We start from the raw sequence: 15,498 nt of genomic DNA on the forward strand, positions 1-15,498 counted from the left end.
TCGCAGGTCGGACCTCTTCCCGGCGTAGCTGGCTGCAAAGGTCTTTAGAGTTCTCTCCGTTCGGGAGGGAGAAGAAATTGGCTGAAACGCCAATCGAGCAAGCGATGAAGAACTATCGCGAAATACGTGGGGTCTTGCTCTTGTATATGTGTGCTATTGATCGTCGTGCTCCTTGCTGCCGGTGTGCATACTTTCTGAAAGGCCTGTGTCTTTTTGCCTTTAGGGCTGGCGTCAACCCTGGTTCATCAGCAGTTCCGACGGTTCCGACTAAGCCACCGTAGGATTTCAAATCTCGATTTCTTTCGGGCGTCTTGGAAGCTAGGCTTGCGGCAAACAGAGTTGGAGTGGTGGCGATTGGATTAACCCCGCGGGGCGGGTCATCAGCTACACCACGCCATGGGGAACGATCGCGCTTAGGTACCGACTGCTCGTCGTCGCGGTGCAGCATCATCAAAGAGATCGATGGCCGGGACGAGCCCGGCCATGATGAAGGACGTATAATCAATTCGACTTCGGTACCGTCGGGGTAGCGGGCTGCGCTGCGGCTTGCGGGGCGCGCCCGACGACAACGGTCAGAAGCCCCTGAGCCCATAGCCGCCTCGCAACCTTTCGGGCGTCGTCCAGTGTCACCGCATCGACGATGGCATTGCGCTTCTCGATATAATCGATCGGGAGCTTGTCCTGCTGGTCTCGCAGCAGCGCCTGCGCGAGCTTCGAGGAGGTATCGAGCGCCAGCATCTGCGAGCCCTTGAGGTAGGACTTGGCCTCGTCGAGCTCCTTCTGCGTCGGGCCCTCCTCGGCGATGCGGCGGACCTCCTTGTCGATGACGTCGATGGTGTCGCCTGCGCGGTCGGCGCGGGTGCCGGTGTTGCCGATGAAGACCGCCGAATGTTCCATCCAGAGCAGCGATTCGAACACGGAATAAGCCAGCCCGCGCTTCTCGCGGATTTCATGGTAGAGCCGGGAGGACAATCCACCGCCGCCGAGGATGTGGTTGACGACATAGGCCGCCATGAAGTTCGGATCGCTGCGCTTCACCCCGGGACCGCCGAAGGTGATCACGGTCTGGGGCACGTCGAGCGTCACGAAGGCGCGTTGCGGCGGCCTGGCGGCCTCGACGTCGGGGACCGGCACGAGGTTGGCCTTGGCGGGCAGGCTACCAAAGGTGTGGTCGAGCAGCTTGCCGAGTGTGGCTGGATCGACATCGCCGACCACCGCGATCTTCAGCGTGTCCTTGGCGAGCACGCGGCCGACATAATCCTTCATGTCGGCGACCGTGATGGTCGGAACGCTCTCGAGGTTGCCGTTGGACTGCCGGCCGTAAGGATGTTCGCCAAAGGCGACCTCCAGGAATTTGCGGCTCGCCAGCGAGGTCGGGTTGGTGGTCTCGCGGCGCAGGCCCGAGATCACCTGTGAGCGAATGCGCTCGACATCGGCCGTTTCGAAATGCGGCGAGGTCAGCGCGCTCCGCAGCAGGTCGAAGGCCTCGTCCTTGTTGTCGCGCAGCATGCGCAGGCTGCCGCGGAAGGTGTCGCGGGTGGCGCTGAAGGAGAGCTCGATGGCGCGGCGGTCGAGCCGCTCATGGAAGGTCTTGGAATCGAGATCGCCGGAGCCTTCGTCGAGGAGGTCGCCGACCAGATTGGCGACGCCCGACTTGTCCTTGGGATCCTGTGCCGAGCCGCCGGCGAAGGAATATTCCATGGCGATCAGCGGCACGGTCGCATCCTGCACGAACCAGGCCTCGATGCCGCCCGGCGAGGTCAAATGCTGGATCTTTGCAGCCGCCTGCGACGGCGAAACGGTAGCGAGCGCGAGTGCCGCGCCGGTGACGGCGGACAGCGCGAGGTATCTTGTGCGCAGGAACTGTCTTGCACGAAGGAAGGGATAGGTCACGAACGCTTCTCCTGGAGCTTAGTGGTCGCGGTGTCCTTGATCAGATAGCCCGTCACCGAGCGTTTCTTCTCGAGCCATTTCTGCGCGACGGTGCGGACCTGCTCGGCGGTGACGGCCCGAATACGGTCGGGCCAGCTCCGGATGTCCTCGACCGACAGGCCCGTGGTCAGCGCGCCGCCATACCAGCGCGCCAGCACCGCCTGGTTGTCCTGGGCGTAGATCGCCTCGGCGATGAGCTGGGTCTTGACCCGCTCGAGATCCTCGGCGCGGATCGGATTCTGCGCGATGTCGGCAATGACGCCGTCGACCACCTGCTCGATGTCCGCGAAGCTGACACCGGGTTTCGGCGAGGCCGCGACCGCGAACTGGGTCGGGTCGAGCGAGACGCTCGAATAGCTGGCGCTGGCGGAGACTGCGAGCGGCTTGTCGACGACGAGTGCGCGGTAGAGGTAGGAATTGCTGCCGCTGCCCATCAACTGAGCCAGCACGTCGAGGGCCGCGCTTTCGCCGGCCGCGGCCGTGGTTGCCGACGGCACCAGGTAATAGCGCCGCAGGCCGGGCTGCTCGACGCGCGGGTCGGACAGCGTAACAGTTCGCGGCGCGGCAGGATCCGGCTCCTGCGGACGGATGCGCTGTGCCGGGATTGCGGGCTGGGCCGGGATGGACCCGAAATTGCGCTCGACCAGCGGGCGCATGTCGGCGGCCTCGACGTCGCCGGCGATCACGACGGTCGCGTTGTTCGGCGCGTAGAAGCGGCGGTAGAAGGCGAGCGCGTCCTCGCGATTGAGCTTCTCGATCTCCTGGTGCCAGCCGATCACCGGCCGGCCGTAGGGATGATTGAGATAGAGCGCGGCCATGATCTGCTCGTTCAGCCGCGCGTCCGGATTGTTGGCGACGCGCATGTTGTATTCTTCGAGCACGACGTCGCGCTCGGGCAGCACATTCTCGTCCTTGAGGATCAGGCCGGTCATGCGATCGGCCTCGAACTCCATCATGGTCGGCAGCTGCTCTTTCGGCACGCGCTGGTAGTAGTTGGTGTAGTCGACCGAGGTCGAGGCGTTCGCATTGCCCCCGACGCGAACCACGGTTTGATCGAATTCGTCGAGTGGATGCTTGTCGGTGCCCTTGAACATGAGATGTTCGAGGAAGTGCGCGAGTCCGGACTTGCCCGGCGTCTCGTCGGCCGAGCCAACCTTGTACCAGATCATCTCCGTCACCACCGGCGTGCGATGGTCTGGGATCACGACCACCTGTAGCCCGTTACTGAGCGTGAAGCTGGTGGGCGGAGCCGATTTGAGCGTGGTTGTGGCGAACAGGCCGCCAGTGGAGAGCGCGCAAGTCGTGAGCAGTACGGCAAGAAGGCGAGCCGCCCATCGATATGAGAACATCGCAATCCTTGTAGAGGCTCGGCCCCAGACGTCAGGGTAGAACGTACGATAGGGCGGCGGGCATTTGGCCCCGGCGTTGTCATCGAGAAGGTTCGTCAGCTGCTGGTTCGGCATGGTCCTTTTAGATCTCCATAGTAGTTCGTTGGCATGAGGAGCGAGGTTGTGATCGACATCTATTTTCGGCTGCTATCTCTCCGATGAATCCAATGGAACGGCTTTTTACGCGCCACTGCTGTCGGTCCGACGCGCTTGCGCATAACCCAGAGCATTAGTCGTGCCAAAGAAACTTCGTTTAAATACAATGGGAGACATCCAGAACAGCGATGTCGCATGTCCAACATCGTCGGATATCGCACACTCTGAATCGACATTGACGTGTTGCGTGCCGCGTCGACAAAAGTGTTCTGCTCATCGAAGTGATTGATCAGGCGTGCGAGCATAGTCGTGACCAGCCACACGACATGCGGCATTATGCGGAGCACATGATTGCGCAGAGCTGGTTTTAAGCTGACCGCCGTTTTTCCTTGCTATGAACAGCTTACACCGAAGCCGGATGTGTTTCGGCATGGAATAAGGGCTCTGACGCATATTCGATGATCGTGATTGTTTTTATGGCGCGTCAATCAGCCTAGCCTGAAGGAGATCGAGCTTAGCGCGCCCGTACATTTGCCGTTTGACCAGCTTGAGCTTGGTGATCTGAGCTTCCACTTGGCCATTGGACCATGGTTGCGTGATAGCCGCGTGCACCGCGCCCTTATCGTTGGCAATGCCATTCGCTAACGAGGCAATGAGGCTCCGCTTGGAGTCATCAATCCAAGGTTCGAGCTCCATCTCGGCCTTCTTTCGGATCATCGCGTGGAAGCGGCCAACGAGAGCTTGGGCATCGGCCAGCATAGGAACGTTTTGTTCGATGACCGCAAGCGTGACGGTCTCGGCTTTGGTTAGGTGGTCGCGCTTCGTCGTCATCAGCTGCGCTATCGTCCTGGCGGCGGGGACCTTCTGCAATTGTTGATGGCTGATGGTCTCGGCACGTCGCCGTCGCGTCGCCCATTCCGCCACGACGCGCAGCGATCCCTTGAAGCCTTGTCCCTTCAAGCGGCGCCAGAGCTCGGCACCGTTGCGACAGCCGCCTGACCACTGCGCGTCCAGGAACGGCAGATGCCCGTCCAGGGTGCTTTGACGGGTGCGGAACATTTCCGTACCGCCGCCGCGGCTAATTTGGCGAACCAGATTGCGACTATGTCCTGTGCGGCGGACGATCTCCTTGAGCGACACACCGTCGCTGACGAGAGCCGTAATTACGGCATGGCTGTCCTGCCGCCGCAAATAGCCCTGATAGCGCAGCTTTTCCGCACAGGTCAGCAATTCCGGGTTGATCGTCGTCGCTCCAATTGCGGTTCGGATTCTGTTCATGGAGCGGCGCACCGCATCAAGGAAGGCCGCGCTCGCATTTTCCATCAGATGCCAGCGGTCGGCGACTTGGATGGCGTTCGGCAGCGCCTTGGCTGCTGCCTCGCCGTATCCACCACCGCGATCTCGCGACACAATGTTGATCGCTGGGTGCTTCGATAGCCACGCCCGAACGGTCGCCGTTTCCCGGTCGGGCAGCAGGGTAACGATCCGCCGGCGCTCCAAATCGCACACGATCGTCCCGTATCGATGATTTCTCCGGAACGCCCAGTCATCGATGCCCACAACAAGCAATGGATCTGTCGGCATCGCCGTCCGCCGGCGGACCACCCGCAGCAAGGTATCGTTGCTGACGGGCAGCATGAGCCGCTTGGCGAAGCTTGCCGCCGGCCGGCCGCCGAGCGCCAACCCCAAGTGATGGACGATGTATTCCAACCGTGCCGTCCGGCGCCGTCGAAGCGGGACGATGTCTTCTCCAAACCGCTCCGCGAAGATCCGCCGGCGGCAATGCGGCACCTCACATGTGAAGCGCCGCGTGAGCAATCGGAGGCGCACCCTTCTGCCCGCTGACGGCAAATCAGCCACGTGCCGGATGTATCGGCTATGGATTCGGCGCGACGCTGTCGCGCACAAAGGGCATTGGGCCTCCGCAGCCTCTGACCGAACAGCCAGAATAACCGAATCCATTGAGTCACTTACACCATCAAACACCAAACCACTCGGTACTAGCGATGAGATTTGAAAGCCCGTCCGCATGGCGCTGATTCTCCGTTTGAGAACCACAGTCGCCCGGCAAACTTCATCGGAAATGAGTCAGACCCGAATAAGGACCCCGTTTTCGGGGTGATCGGCATCCAATCGGGGCTCTGACTCATATGTGGAACGGCCCGGGCTGCACTCTTTCTCTGGTTGAACAAGGGATGACGGTGCGGTCATATGTTCGGCTTGTGAACGCGGCGCCTGGCCGCTGGCCACGATGATATCCGCGGAAGCAATCGCCCAATCAATTTCTCGCGCTCGAAGCGCAGTGAGTCAGGCGGTCTGATTGCTACCGAGAATGTCGTCATTCGGGTTCATCCAGATTTTGCACCTTGCCTCCTCGGCAGCTTTCTTCTTCCGCCGGAGAGCTCTTAAGATTAGGATTTCAGCATTGCGGCCGGCGCCTGATAGATGCCGCCTCTGACCAGCAAGGCCCAGATCGTGCGCGCAATCTTATTGGCGAGCGCGACCGATACGACCTTGACCGGCCGTCTTTGCAGCATGGTCCGAATCCAGAGTGGGACTTTCAAGCCTCGTTTAGCAAGCTTGATGATAGAGGTCGCACCAACGATCAAGAGCGTCCGTAGTTGCCGATTTCCACGCTTTGATATCGCGCCGAGCCTTTCTTTTCCGCCGCTCGACTGTGCCCTCGGTGTGAGCCCCGTCCAAGCCGCAAAATCTCGTGCAGTCGCAAAATTGCGAGCGTCCAAAACCGATGTCCGAACGGTAGCGGCGATGAGAGGACCGACACCCGGAATGCTCATCAGACGCCTGGCATCGGGGTCCTGTCTGACGGCAACCAAAATCTCTCTGTCGAGCTTCTCTATGCGGGTTGTAAGCAGCTCAATCTGTTCAGCGAATAGGATCAGGGCAAAGCGGGCGGCGCCGGGGATCCTATTGTCTTTTTCGTCCCGGAGAAGCACCAGGAGTTTTGCGATGCTTGCCATGCCTGTGCCGGCGATAATGCCCAATTCGGCCATATGAGCACGTAGGGCATTTGCAGTCTGGCTGCGCTGCCTCATCAGCAGCTCTCGCGTTCGCAAAATCATGCTGGCCGCTTGTTGTTCGGCAGTCTTCACCGGTACGAACCGCATTGTCGGGCGGGTGACCGCCTCACAAATGGCTTCAGCATCCGTCACGTCGGTCTTGTTTCGTTTGACGTAAGGCTTCACGTAGGCTGGCGGCATCATGCGGACAGCGTGGCCCAGCGCCGCTATCTCGCGCGCCCAGTGATGGGCACTCGCACAGGCCTCCATACCTACCAAGCAAGCTGGAAGGCTCCGAAAGAAGGGCAGAACCTGCGATCGCCGCAATGTGCGACGAACCAAGACTTTCCCGTTTTCGGCGATGCCGTGAACTTGAAAGATCGACTTGGCCAAATCCAAACCCACCGTGATAATCTTCTCCATGGAACGGTCCTTCCTTTGTGGCGCCTCTCTACGCGACCACGTTAGGCACTTTTGATGCCGGTTCGAAGGGCCGTTCCACACCATCATTTCTGATGAAGTTCGCCGGCGACTGTGGTTCTTCAACGGAGAATCGGCGCCATGCGGACAGGCTTTCGAATTTCATCGCTCGTACCGAGTGGTTTGGTGTTTGATGGCGTAAGTGATTCAGAGGATTCGGTTATTCTGGCTGTTCGGTCAGAGGCTACGGAGGCCCGGTGCCCTTTGTGCACGACAGCATCGCGCCGAATCCATAGCCGTTACATCCGGCACGTGGCCGATTTGCCATCAGCGGGCAGAAGGGTGCGCCTCCGATTGCTCACGCGGCGCTTCACATGTGAGGTGCCGCATTGCCGCCGGCGGATCTTCGCGGAGCGGTTTGGAGAAGACATCGTCCCGCTTCGACGGCGCCGGACGGCACGGCTGGAATACATCGTCCATCACTTGGGGTTGGCGCTGGGCGGCCGGCCGGCGGCAAGCTTCGCCAAGCGGCTCATGCTGCCCGTCAGCAACGATACCTTGCTGCGGGTGGTCCGCCGGCGGACGGCGATGCCGACAGATCCATTGCTTGTTGTGGGCATCGATGACTGGGCGTTCCGGAGAAACCATCGATACGGGACGATCGTGTGCGATTTGGAGCGCCGGCGGATCGTTACCCTGCTGCCCGACAGGGAAACTGCGACCGTTCGGGCGTGGCTATCGAAGCACCCAGCGATCAACATTGTGTCGCGAGATCGCGGTGGTGGATACGGCGAGGCAGCAGCCAAGGCGCTGCCGAACGCCATCCAAGTCGCCGACCGCTGGCATCTGATGGAAAATGCGAGCGCGGCCTTCCTTGATGCGGTGCGCCGCTCCATGAACAGAAACCAGGAAGGCTGCAGTCTGGAGCTTGATTACGGTGGGGCCTTTTCAATCGACCTTGTAAGAGGCCTGAAAGAACGTACCCCAGCGCTGCATGCTGAACTTCGCAAGCTGAGGCGGAGTGGGTGCCTCAGAACAGTATGCGCATATCGATTCGCTTTCCTTTTGGGTCCACATTGCCCAATAGCGCCCGCCGACGCCAATGCTGAGATTTTTGGTGATGAAGTAGGACAACACGCCTTCGGCCTGTACACCCCCGCCTCCGTTCCCGCGTTGATCAGCAAAGAGCCCGCGCGAGAGATGGTGGTCGCGACCAGCGAAATCGGTCCAAGGCAGGTAAGCGACATCTGTGCTTAAACGCCAACGCTCGGTAAGCATGGTTTCGGCGCTCAGGCCGACGCGAGGTGCATTCCACTGCGTATCCTGGCTGCCAACGATTTCAGCGGACCCCGAATATGAACTGATGGGGTGGGCAATCTGCATGACTCCGTTCGTGTCGGAGTTCTGGGCGTAATAGGTCCAGCCGAGAAATCCGCCGACCTTGTAGTTGGCGCCGCGCAAAAAATCGTAACCCGCGTCGACCGTATAATAGGTGAACCTTCCGTTTGCCTGGCCCGATATCGTGTTGCTATAAGAGACCCCGCGAGGGAGACTCCAATCTTCATCGTTCATCTTTCCTTTATCGAAGCGCCCGATGCCGACGTTGCTCTTCAGGAACACTCCCCACGGGCTGTCAAGACGGCCAAATAATTCGCCGGAAAGTCCGTCGAGGCCGTGGTAGGTGAGCCTTGATATAAGACTGTTAGGATCTCGATCTCCAGCAGCGATGCCGCTGTGGTCCCATTGGAATCGTCCCCGGCTGAGCCAGAGCCGCGATCCGCCTTCGAACGACCAACCGGCCGTGTAAGCAATCGGCGGCGCGCCGGCAGGTGCTTTCGCATACAGCGGCGCATCGGCCCATTGCGCCCCCCATGGGTCGGCGCCAAAATGGTAGTTCAACCCGATCTTTCCGATGTGATAGCTGCTGGACAGGCTCGTTGTGTTCGCCGGAACAATTGCGAACGGCGGAAACTGCACCGTCGGAGGCGTTCCGACGCTTGGCCCACCGAAATGCAGATAGTCATACTCTACATTGACCGACCATGCAGGCGTAAGCGCTTGTTCGATGCCCAGCCCGATGACGCCACCGACCTGACCATAGTCGAAATGAGTTTTCTGCCGTAGCTCGTTGAATTCGCGGTTATTGAGGACGTTGCCCTGATTGTGTTGCCAAGCCACGCCTCCCTTGAGATAGGCCAGCGTATGGCCGACAGCGCCGAACGCGTAACCGACGCGGCCGGTCCCGGTGGCGAAGAGGTTTGGACCAGCCGTGCAGTTTGCGCTCACAACAAAGCCGGAGGCGGCCAGGCAAGTATTTGTGCCATCGGATACAGCGCCGCTGGCATCTAGTTCGACGCCAAACACCCAGCCGTTCTTCTGCCAATTGTAGCCGACCTGACCTCCTGCGAGGAACACTGGGGTATCGACGACGGCGCCATAGATTGACGGACCGTAGGGATTGGTGAAGGAGGTTCGGCCGTACCCACCGCCGACGTGCCCGCCAATATAGCCTCCGGACCAGCTCCACACCGCCGGTTGCACCGCTGGCTCATAATTCGCCGCAGTGGCTGCAACGCTTGCAAACGCAATTGTTGTGGCTCCCGAAAGAAGAATTCCAGATCGCATCCAAGAGTTCCCTGCATTCCCTCGGTCCACAACCGAGCGCCGTTATCCCCGCGTCGCGCAATCCACAGCAAGGCCGGGGCCTCCATTGTTTCGCTACATAGAACTTATTCTTGCTGATGGAACTTGAGTAGCTGGCGTCTCACGAACAGTCAAGCTTACTTTGATGTGCAGAATGGCGATTGTGCTAACTGGATGGACTCCTGGCGTCATTCTGACTATTGGTTCTGCACAACAGAACCAGAGGTATAGATGGTAAGAACAGGGGTTGATGCGGTCGCGCGGGCACTGGCAATCCTTAAGGCGTTCGACCCGGAGCGCGCCGCGATGACGCTGACGGAGATTGCGGATGCGACTGACCTCTACAAGAGCACAGTCCTTCGCCTTGCCGCATCTCTGGAGGCGGATGGCTTCCTGGTGCGGGGTACGGACCGGCTATTTCGACCCGGACCGGAGCTATGGCGCCTTGGGGCGCTCTATCAGCGCGGGCTCGACCTTGGTGACCTGATCAGACCCTCGCTCCATCGTCTGGTCGAGGCTACCGGAGAGACCGCATCGTTCTACATCGCGGAGGGCGACGAGCGCATCTGCCTTTATCGCGTCAATTCTCCGCGTTCGGTCCGGCATCACCTCGAAGAGGGTCACCGATTGCCGATTGACCGCGGCGCTGCCGGCCGTGTTCTTACCGCCTACCGCGATTCTGCATCAACCGATGGAAAGAAGGTCAGAGATCGTGGCTTCTACGTCTCGATCGGCGAGCGGGATCCTGAGGTCGCGGCTGCAGCTGTGCCTGTGATCGACGTTCATGGCCAATTGCGCGGCGCTCTCTCGGTGTCCGCCATTCGGAGGCGCTTTGATGCAGATGCTCGGAAGGCTGCGATTGTAGTTCTGAAGTCCGAGGCTAAAGCGCTGATCGGCCTGCTGCCTGCAAGCGTGCGCTGAGCTCTTGTTACGGTTATGCCCGGCTCACTCGATGGTCCGGCTTAGCGCTGGAGCAATCCTCAAGTTGACGCCTAACACCTTTACCGCGTGCATGATGCCTATTGCAACGACACATGACCGATGCCTAATCCATCGGGCAACAGGGGGAAATTGTATGAAGGCATTCTCGATAATTGCCGTGGGGCTCGTGACCGCGGCAGCTCAGGCCGAAGAGGTCGCGCCAAGTCGGATCGATAGCATCACAAAATCTGCGCGAGACATGATGCCTGCCATGCCGTCGCTGCCATCCGTCTCCCTGCCTTCGACGCCTGACCTTTCGCTTCCAGACTTCTCGGATACGACGGGTAAAATGATGACGGAGTTCATGCATTCACTCAACAAGTGGGCGATGCTCTGCCTGTGCTCGAACAAATGGGTTACGAAGTCACCACGTTTAAGGTGACATGGGGACTTCCGCCGAAAGCTCGGCTTCGCCTGAAGTCAAACGGCAACGCCGACATCCAGAAGGTAAATGCCATTGTTGCCTCGCTCATCGCCACCTGCAAGATCAACAGCGTGGAGCCATACGCCTGGATGAAAGCGACGCTCAAAGCGATCGCAACCGGTCACCCGCAGTCCCGGATCGACAAACTCCTGCCCTGGTCGTTCGGCCGCACCTCGTGATTCTCCGTCGTTGCCGCCTCCATACCCGCCGCCAACGATTTGCAAACACGTTGATCAACAGACTGCAATCCCCCACGCCAAACCTTTGCAAATGGGACGCGAACGTCGCTTACCAATCACCGATACGCCAGCATCATCTGCAACCTCGACGGTTGCGGCCGGTACGCTCCCCGGTGGACCCGTTCGTGCAGTTCCCTGAGCCGGGGCTCAAGGTCGGCCTCGTAGTCCTGCCACGTCATGCCATCCACGCCGGGGGCGGCTTTGCGCCGAAGCGCATAGAACGCCATCTGGAGTGTATCGACAGTGATATGGTGGAGAAGCCGTTCGGCTCACTAATCACCAGCACGCCAGCAAGCAGGAGAATGGCAAAACCCGCCAGGTCTCCGCCATAACGTGAGCAAGCCATCGTGCTCGCGCCCGACAAGCGAGTGTACGGCGCGCCAGCCTGCGGCCGCCCTCGACTTTCGCCGTGTGCGACGGCCGACTGACGCCTCAACTGGATAAGGTGACGAGACAATACGAACAAAGCGATCGAGCTTTGATGCGCCTTGTAGCCGGCATGCGCGACGGGATCCTGCATGCGATCAGTCCCTCTCCGCGCGCTGGGCCTGACGATTCCAGTTCAGAGTCCAGGCCGATTTGTCGTCGCCCGACCGGAAGAGATTGGCGCGGATCGGTCGCGGCAGCGTGGGATCGTCGATGACAAGCGAAACGTACTCGCCGGCCTTCTCACCGGTACGCTTCCAGCCCGCGCCAATCTCTGGGCCGTCGCCGTCGCCGAGGCGAACGCGGTAGTCCGGCGCGTTCTCGGCATCCGAGGATTCGGCCGGAACGAGGGTGAGAATTCGCTCGAAGAATAGCGTTTCAATGCGCCCGGTGAAGCCGGACTTGTCGCGGGTGAACTGACCGATTTGCGCCATGGGAAATCTCCTTGGTGGCTGGTTGGGAGGCGGGTCAATGAGTGGCGGCGCCCCAAACGAAACGGCCGTCGCCGGCTTCATCCGTCCAAAGCGGGACCGCGCGCGCGACGATCGAGCTTGCAGGCAGTGAGCCGAAGTAGCGTCCGTCCAGGCTGTCCGGAACGGTGGGGTTCATGAGGAAGACCTGACCCGGCTGAAGGGTCGTGCATCCGCTCCACCGCGGTAACAGACGGCCGAGATGGTCGCGATCGTGCGCGGCGCCGACATCGATATTATCGACGGTGATCGCATCGCCGGACCGGCACACGGTCTGTCCTGGCAGCGCCATCACATGCTTCAGCAGGGGCACGCCCTTTGGCAGGAAGCCACCATCGGCGAGGAAATTGGCAATCGGCTCTGGGAGCCGCACCACGACCAGTTCCAGCGCGTGCAGCTCACCGATGGGATGTAGCGCATAGAGTCCCGTCGGCGTGCTCGCGGTGGCATTCCAGATCAGCCGCGGAGCAGGCTGAACGAACACCAGCCCCCCGGCGGCGAGCGACGCGATGTATGTCAGAACGACGTAGCCAAAGCGGGTCATGGTGTGACACTCCGGCGCTTGAGCCAGGCCACATGCTGCTCGCGCGTGTAGGCGCGCGGCACGTGGCCGGCAGCGAGGCGGTTGTGGAGATGCCGCCAGTATTCGGGGGCAGCGTCAGCAGGATCGATGGCGAGCGCCTCAATGGCATCGACCGCCTGCAACACGCGCTCGACCTTCGGCCAGTTATCGACGCGCAGCAGGATCTCGCCGCCGGGGCGCACGAAGGGCAGCGTCTGATAACGCTGGCCGGCCTCCACGGCGCGCACAATGTCCATACGCGACACCACGGTGCCATAGTCGTTCGAGGCCCAGCGAACGAAGCCAAAGATGCTGCCGGGTGCAAAGCTTGAAACGCTGCGGCGGCGGTCGAGGATCTTCTCTTCAATGCGACGGCCGAAGCGCAGCCAGTGCTCGATCCTCTTCTCGATCCAGGTCAGTTCGACATGCGTGAGCGCGACGCTGCGCCGATGCGAGGACGGCACGGCGCGCGGCGGCAGGGCCTCATTGTCGTTCATGACGGCTCTCCGGTGTCGGTGGGGAATTCGCGTGCCAGCAGCTCGCGCAGCATGTCGGCGACGGTCACGCCGCTCTGGAACGCAGCGACCTTGATGCGGCCGCGCAGCGCCGGGGTGACGTCGATGGTCAGACGCGCAGTGAATGCGGTCCCGTCATCCACGCGGCGCGGCGGCGCGTCGCTGGCCTTGATCCAGCTTTCGGCATCGCCGGGACGCGAGGCGAAGCCGCGCTTGGTGGAGCGCTCGCTCATGACGCGAACCTCGCAACTTCAGAGGCGAGCGCGGCGATCTCGCGCGCAGCGGCGCTCTCGTCGGCAAGCTCGAAGACGAGCCGGCCGGACTGCGCGGCATCGGCGAAGACGACGCGCTGGCCGATGGTGCTCGTGAGCACCGGCGGATCATGATCGGCGAGCGTCTCGGCTGTCTCGCGGGCGATGATCGTGCGCGCGCCGCAGCGGTTGAGCACAAAGCGAGCGGCGAGTTGCGGACGGTAGATGCGGGCCTCCCGCAGAAGATCCAGCATCTCGGCCGATGCCCAGCCGTCGAACGGCGAGGGTTGCACGGGGATCAGCACTAGGTCGGCCGCTAGCAGCGCCGAGCGCACTAAGCCTGCGACACGCGGCGGTCCGTCAACGACGACATGATCGGCGGCGCGCGCGATCTCCGGCGCCTCACGATGGAGCGTGTCGCGGGCGAGACCAACGACGCCGAACAGCCGTGGAACGTTCTCCCGCGCCCGTTGCTGTGACCAGTCGAGTGCCGAGCCCTGTGGGTCCGCGTCGATCAACGTCACGCGTTTTCCGCGCAGCGCCCATTCGCCGGCGAGGTGCAAGGCGAGCGTGGTCTTGCCGACGCCACCCTTCTGGTTGAGCAGCGCGACAATCATCGCTTACCTCCCGTCTTATGGTCGGGAAGAGGCAGAGATTGTTCGCTTGGGTGCTTGGTTGGCGGCTCAGCGCTCGTGGCGGCGTTATCCGCAACACGCACCAACCCACTACAACAGTTAGATTCTAAGTTAGACTCTAAGTTAGGACCCGGGATCGTCGCGTCTTGCCAAAGCGTTAGCTGTGGTTTGCACTCCCGAAATCCCGATACCGGCACGCCCGAAGTCCCGATCGTGCGAACGCCCGAAGTCCCGAGCTGATTCACAGCGCCATCCACAGGTGCTGTGGATGGCTTGCCTGGCAAGATGCGCAGTAGCTCGCGCCGTTCGATGCGCTCGATGCTCAGAGAGTAACCTGGCAGGGGTTGACGTGCAGCGATCCGGCGGAGATCGAAGGCGAAGTCAGCGAGCTTGGCGAGGCTGCCGGATTTCTCGTGAAGATGTGCGACCTCGAACAGCCATCCTCTCGGCTGGCGGCCGGCATGCTTGCGCGCGACGCGGTACAGCCAGCGCTCGATCCCGCCGCTCAGGCTGAAGTAGGCCGGGTCGATGGTGAGAACGAGGGAGCGATCGATAACGCCGCGATAGAACCAGTCGGGAAGGACAAACTCAATGCCTTCGACGCGACCGTCGGCCTTGGCGCACTCCTCCCACTCGTTGATCCACGAGAATTGGTGGCGCCGCCAATGTTCGCCCTGCCGGATGGTGGTACGGATGACGGTCGCTTGAAGGCGGGCCAGTGCCCCTTTCAAAAGCTTGTAGTCGCGCGCCCCGGTCTGCCGCCCGACCGCGATCAGAAGCTGGTAGGGCGTGAAGCGCAGGAAACGCGAGGTCCTCAGGCCGAGGTTCTCAGCCTCGACGATTTGGCTGGCGGCCCAGATCAGCACGTCGGCGTCCCAAATTGTCGCCATACCGTGCTCGGGAACTGCATAGACTTCGACGCGGACGTCGCCGGCTTGGTAGAGAATGGGCTTTGTGCGCTTGGCCTTGGCAAGCGAGAAGAATGGCCGCTCCATCAGGTCGCGCTGATCGCGCGGGCTGGCGTCGCCCGTGGCGACAACGAATGGGTCGAGCTTGCTTCGCTCGCTCGGCACAAGGATGCGACGCGACGACATGGGCGAGCGTTGCCTTAGCGGTGCGCGTTGCCGGCGGCGCGGGCCTCGACGTAACGCGGATCCGACGTTGAGGTGCAGGCGGCCTGATCGGCCCAGGCTTCGAGATCGCCGATGGCGTAGACGACACGGCCGCCCAGCTTGCGGAAGGTCGGGCCGTTGCCATGGCAGCGGTATTTCTCCAGTGTGCGCGGCGACAGGCCAAGGAGGCGCGCGGCCTCAGGCGTGCGCACGTAGCGCGTGGTGAGCTGCGCGGTCCGGTCGAGCATGGGAGATCTCCGTCTTGCCTCGAAGCGCCGCGGCCAAGTCGCGGCATGTCGGGGCCAGAGTGGCGGAGAGTTCAGGCGTTGGGGGTGGACGAAAATTCTTGCAGGTGCGTGTCCCCCTTAAGGTCGCGACAAGGCG

At 61.4% G+C, this 15,498-nt stretch carries 16 protein-coding genes and 1 pseudogene; 3 read left to right on the forward strand and 14 right to left on the reverse strand.

The annotated features are described in order from the left end of the window. Positions 1-501: 501 nt before the first annotated feature. From IVB26_RS35840 to IVB26_RS35855, 4 genes are all read right to left on the reverse strand, one after another. Positions 502-1,893, reverse strand: coding sequence for a M16 family metallopeptidase (locus tag IVB26_RS35840; RefSeq protein WP_458309300.1), 1,392 nt, complete (start codon positions 1,891-1,893; stop codon positions 502-504). Continuing rightward, positions 1,890-3,281 carry a M16 family metallopeptidase gene (locus tag IVB26_RS35845; RefSeq protein WP_247969608.1) on the reverse strand — a complete coding sequence of 464 codons (1,392 nt, stop codon included), beginning with the start codon at positions 3,279-3,281 and terminating at the stop codon, positions 1,890-1,892. The genes IVB26_RS35840 and IVB26_RS35845 overlap by 4 nt, the downstream gene beginning before the upstream one ends. Positions 3,282-3,890: 609 nt before the next feature. Continuing rightward, entirely contained in the window at positions 3,891-5,447 is a 1,557-nt protein-coding gene (locus IVB26_RS35850; RefSeq protein WP_247969609.1) for an ISL3 family transposase, read from the reverse strand. A 380-nt stretch (positions 5,448-5,827) separates the two neighbouring features. Beyond that, entirely contained in the window at positions 5,828-6,859 is a 1,032-nt protein-coding gene (locus tag IVB26_RS35855) for an IS110 family RNA-guided transposase (protein WP_247969610.1), read from the reverse strand. Positions 6,860-6,997: 138 nt separating this feature from the next. On the opposite strand from IVB26_RS35855, the pseudogene IVB26_RS35860 reads away from it, so the two are divergent. Continuing rightward, positions 6,998-7,768, forward strand: a pseudogene (locus IVB26_RS35860) (ISL3 family transposase); the annotation flags it as partial. Positions 7,769-7,804: 36 nt separating this feature from the next. Here IVB26_RS35860 and IVB26_RS35865 read toward each other — a convergent pair. After that, entirely contained in the window at positions 7,805-9,481 is a 1,677-nt protein-coding gene (locus IVB26_RS35865) for an outer membrane beta-barrel protein (RefSeq protein ID WP_247969611.1), read from the reverse strand. A 249-nt stretch (positions 9,482-9,730) separates the two neighbouring features. Here IVB26_RS35865 and IVB26_RS35870 point away from each other — a divergent pair, with 249 nt between their 5' ends. Continuing rightward, a complete protein-coding gene (locus IVB26_RS35870) occupies positions 9,731-10,420 on the forward strand; it encodes an IclR family transcriptional regulator (protein ID WP_247969612.1) in 690 nt (229 codons plus the stop codon). Positions 10,421-10,621: 201 nt separating this feature from the next. Here IVB26_RS35870 and IVB26_RS35875 read toward each other — a convergent pair whose 3' ends face one another. After that, positions 10,622-10,786 (reverse strand): hypothetical protein, encoded by a 165-nt coding sequence (locus IVB26_RS35875; protein ID WP_247969613.1) that lies wholly within the window; start codon positions 10,784-10,786, stop codon positions 10,622-10,624. Positions 10,787-10,831: 45 nt separating this feature from the next. On the opposite strand from IVB26_RS35875, the gene IVB26_RS35880 reads away from it, so the two are divergent. Continuing rightward, complete coding sequence (locus IVB26_RS35880) at positions 10,832-11,083, forward strand: transposase domain-containing protein (protein WP_247969614.1); 252 nt, start codon at positions 10,832-10,834, stop codon at positions 11,081-11,083. Positions 11,084-11,318: 235 nt separating this feature from the next. Here IVB26_RS35880 and IVB26_RS35885 read toward each other — a convergent pair whose 3' ends face one another. From IVB26_RS35885 to IVB26_RS35920, 8 genes are read right to left on the reverse strand one after another with little or no spacing between them, the layout of a single operon-like run. After that, on the reverse strand, positions 11,319-11,663 hold the full coding sequence (locus IVB26_RS35885; RefSeq protein ID WP_247969615.1) for a hypothetical protein: 345 nt from the start codon (positions 11,661-11,663) through the stop codon (positions 11,319-11,321). Between the two features lie 4 nt (positions 11,664-11,667). Beyond that, positions 11,668-12,003, reverse strand: a complete 336-nt coding sequence (locus tag IVB26_RS35890) for a DUF736 domain-containing protein (protein ID WP_247969616.1) — start codon at positions 12,001-12,003, stop codon at positions 11,668-11,670. Positions 12,004-12,037: 34 nt separating this feature from the next. Then, entirely contained in the window at positions 12,038-12,583 is a 546-nt protein-coding gene (locus tag IVB26_RS35895) for a S26 family signal peptidase (protein WP_247969586.1), read from the reverse strand. Further along, positions 12,580-13,098 carry a DUF2840 domain-containing protein gene (locus IVB26_RS35900; protein WP_247969587.1) on the reverse strand — a complete coding sequence of 173 codons (519 nt, stop codon included), beginning with the start codon at positions 13,096-13,098 and terminating at the stop codon, positions 12,580-12,582. The genes IVB26_RS35895 and IVB26_RS35900 overlap by 4 nt, the downstream gene beginning before the upstream one ends. Further along, positions 13,095-13,349: a hypothetical protein gene (locus tag IVB26_RS35905; RefSeq protein ID WP_247969588.1), complete on the reverse strand. Its 255-nt coding sequence runs from the start codon at positions 13,347-13,349 to the stop codon at positions 13,095-13,097. Before IVB26_RS35905 ends, IVB26_RS35900 begins: the two co-directional genes overlap by 4 nt. Then, the gene (parA, locus tag IVB26_RS35910; protein ID WP_247969589.1) at positions 13,346-13,984 is read right to left on the reverse strand and encodes a ParA family partition ATPase; all 639 of its coding nucleotides are present in this window, start codon (positions 13,982-13,984) and stop codon (positions 13,346-13,348) included. Before parA ends, IVB26_RS35905 begins: the two co-directional genes overlap by 4 nt. Next, positions 13,981-15,096, reverse strand: coding sequence for a replication initiator protein A (locus IVB26_RS35915; RefSeq protein WP_247969590.1), 1,116 nt, complete (start codon positions 15,094-15,096; stop codon positions 13,981-13,983). The genes parA and IVB26_RS35915 overlap by 4 nt, the downstream gene beginning before the upstream one ends. A 14-nt stretch (positions 15,097-15,110) precedes the next feature. After that, on the reverse strand, positions 15,111-15,362 hold the full coding sequence (locus IVB26_RS35920) for a helix-turn-helix transcriptional regulator (RefSeq protein WP_247532350.1): 252 nt from the start codon (positions 15,360-15,362) through the stop codon (positions 15,111-15,113). Between the last annotated feature and the right edge of the window lie 136 nt (positions 15,363-15,498).

It is taken from the genome of Bradyrhizobium sp. 195 (assembly GCF_023101665.1).
Taxonomy (GTDB): Bacteria; Pseudomonadota; Alphaproteobacteria; order Rhizobiales; family Xanthobacteraceae; genus Bradyrhizobium.

Excerpts from the sequence above, each read along its gene's own strand:
- IVB26_RS35845 (WP_247969608.1), bottom strand. The coding sequence starts at position 3,281 with ATGTTCTCATATCGATGGGCGGCTCGCCTTCTTGCCGTACTGCTCACG.
- IVB26_RS35850 (WP_247969609.1), bottom strand. The coding sequence starts at position 5,447 with ATGCGGACGGGCTTTCAAATCTCATCGCTAGTACCGAGTGGTTTGGTG.
- IVB26_RS35855 (WP_247969610.1), bottom strand. The coding sequence starts at position 6,859 with ATGGAGAAGATTATCACGGTGGGTTTGGATTTGGCCAAGTCGATCTTT.
- IVB26_RS35865 (WP_247969611.1), bottom strand. The coding sequence starts at position 9,481 with ATGCGATCTGGAATTCTTCTTTCGGGAGCCACAACAATTGCGTTTGCA.
- IVB26_RS35870 (WP_247969612.1), top strand. The coding sequence starts at position 9,731 with ATGGTAAGAACAGGGGTTGATGCGGTCGCGCGGGCACTGGCAATCCTT.
- IVB26_RS35875 (WP_247969613.1), bottom strand. The coding sequence starts at position 10,786 with ATGAACTCCGTCATCATTTTACCCGTCGTATCCGAGAAGTCTGGAAGC.
- IVB26_RS35880 (WP_247969614.1), top strand. The coding sequence starts at position 10,832 with ATGGGTTACGAAGTCACCACGTTTAAGGTGACATGGGGACTTCCGCCG.
- IVB26_RS35885 (WP_247969615.1), bottom strand. The coding sequence starts at position 11,663 with ATGCAGGATCCCGTCGCGCATGCCGGCTACAAGGCGCATCAAAGCTCG.
- IVB26_RS35890 (WP_247969616.1), bottom strand. The coding sequence starts at position 12,003 with ATGGCGCAAATCGGTCAGTTCACCCGCGACAAGTCCGGCTTCACCGGG.
- IVB26_RS35895 (WP_247969586.1), bottom strand. The coding sequence starts at position 12,583 with ATGACCCGCTTTGGCTACGTCGTTCTGACATACATCGCGTCGCTCGCC.
- IVB26_RS35900 (WP_247969587.1), bottom strand. The coding sequence starts at position 13,098 with ATGAACGACAATGAGGCCCTGCCGCCGCGCGCCGTGCCGTCCTCGCAT.
- IVB26_RS35905 (WP_247969588.1), bottom strand. The coding sequence starts at position 13,349 with ATGAGCGAGCGCTCCACCAAGCGCGGCTTCGCCTCGCGTCCCGGCGAT.
- parA (WP_247969589.1), bottom strand. The coding sequence starts at position 13,984 with ATGATTGTCGCGCTGCTCAACCAGAAGGGTGGCGTCGGCAAGACCACG.
- IVB26_RS35915 (WP_247969590.1), bottom strand. The coding sequence starts at position 15,096 with ATGTCGTCGCGTCGCATCCTTGTGCCGAGCGAGCGAAGCAAGCTCGAC.
- IVB26_RS35920 (WP_247532350.1), bottom strand. The coding sequence starts at position 15,362 with ATGCTCGACCGGACCGCGCAGCTCACCACGCGCTACGTGCGCACGCCT.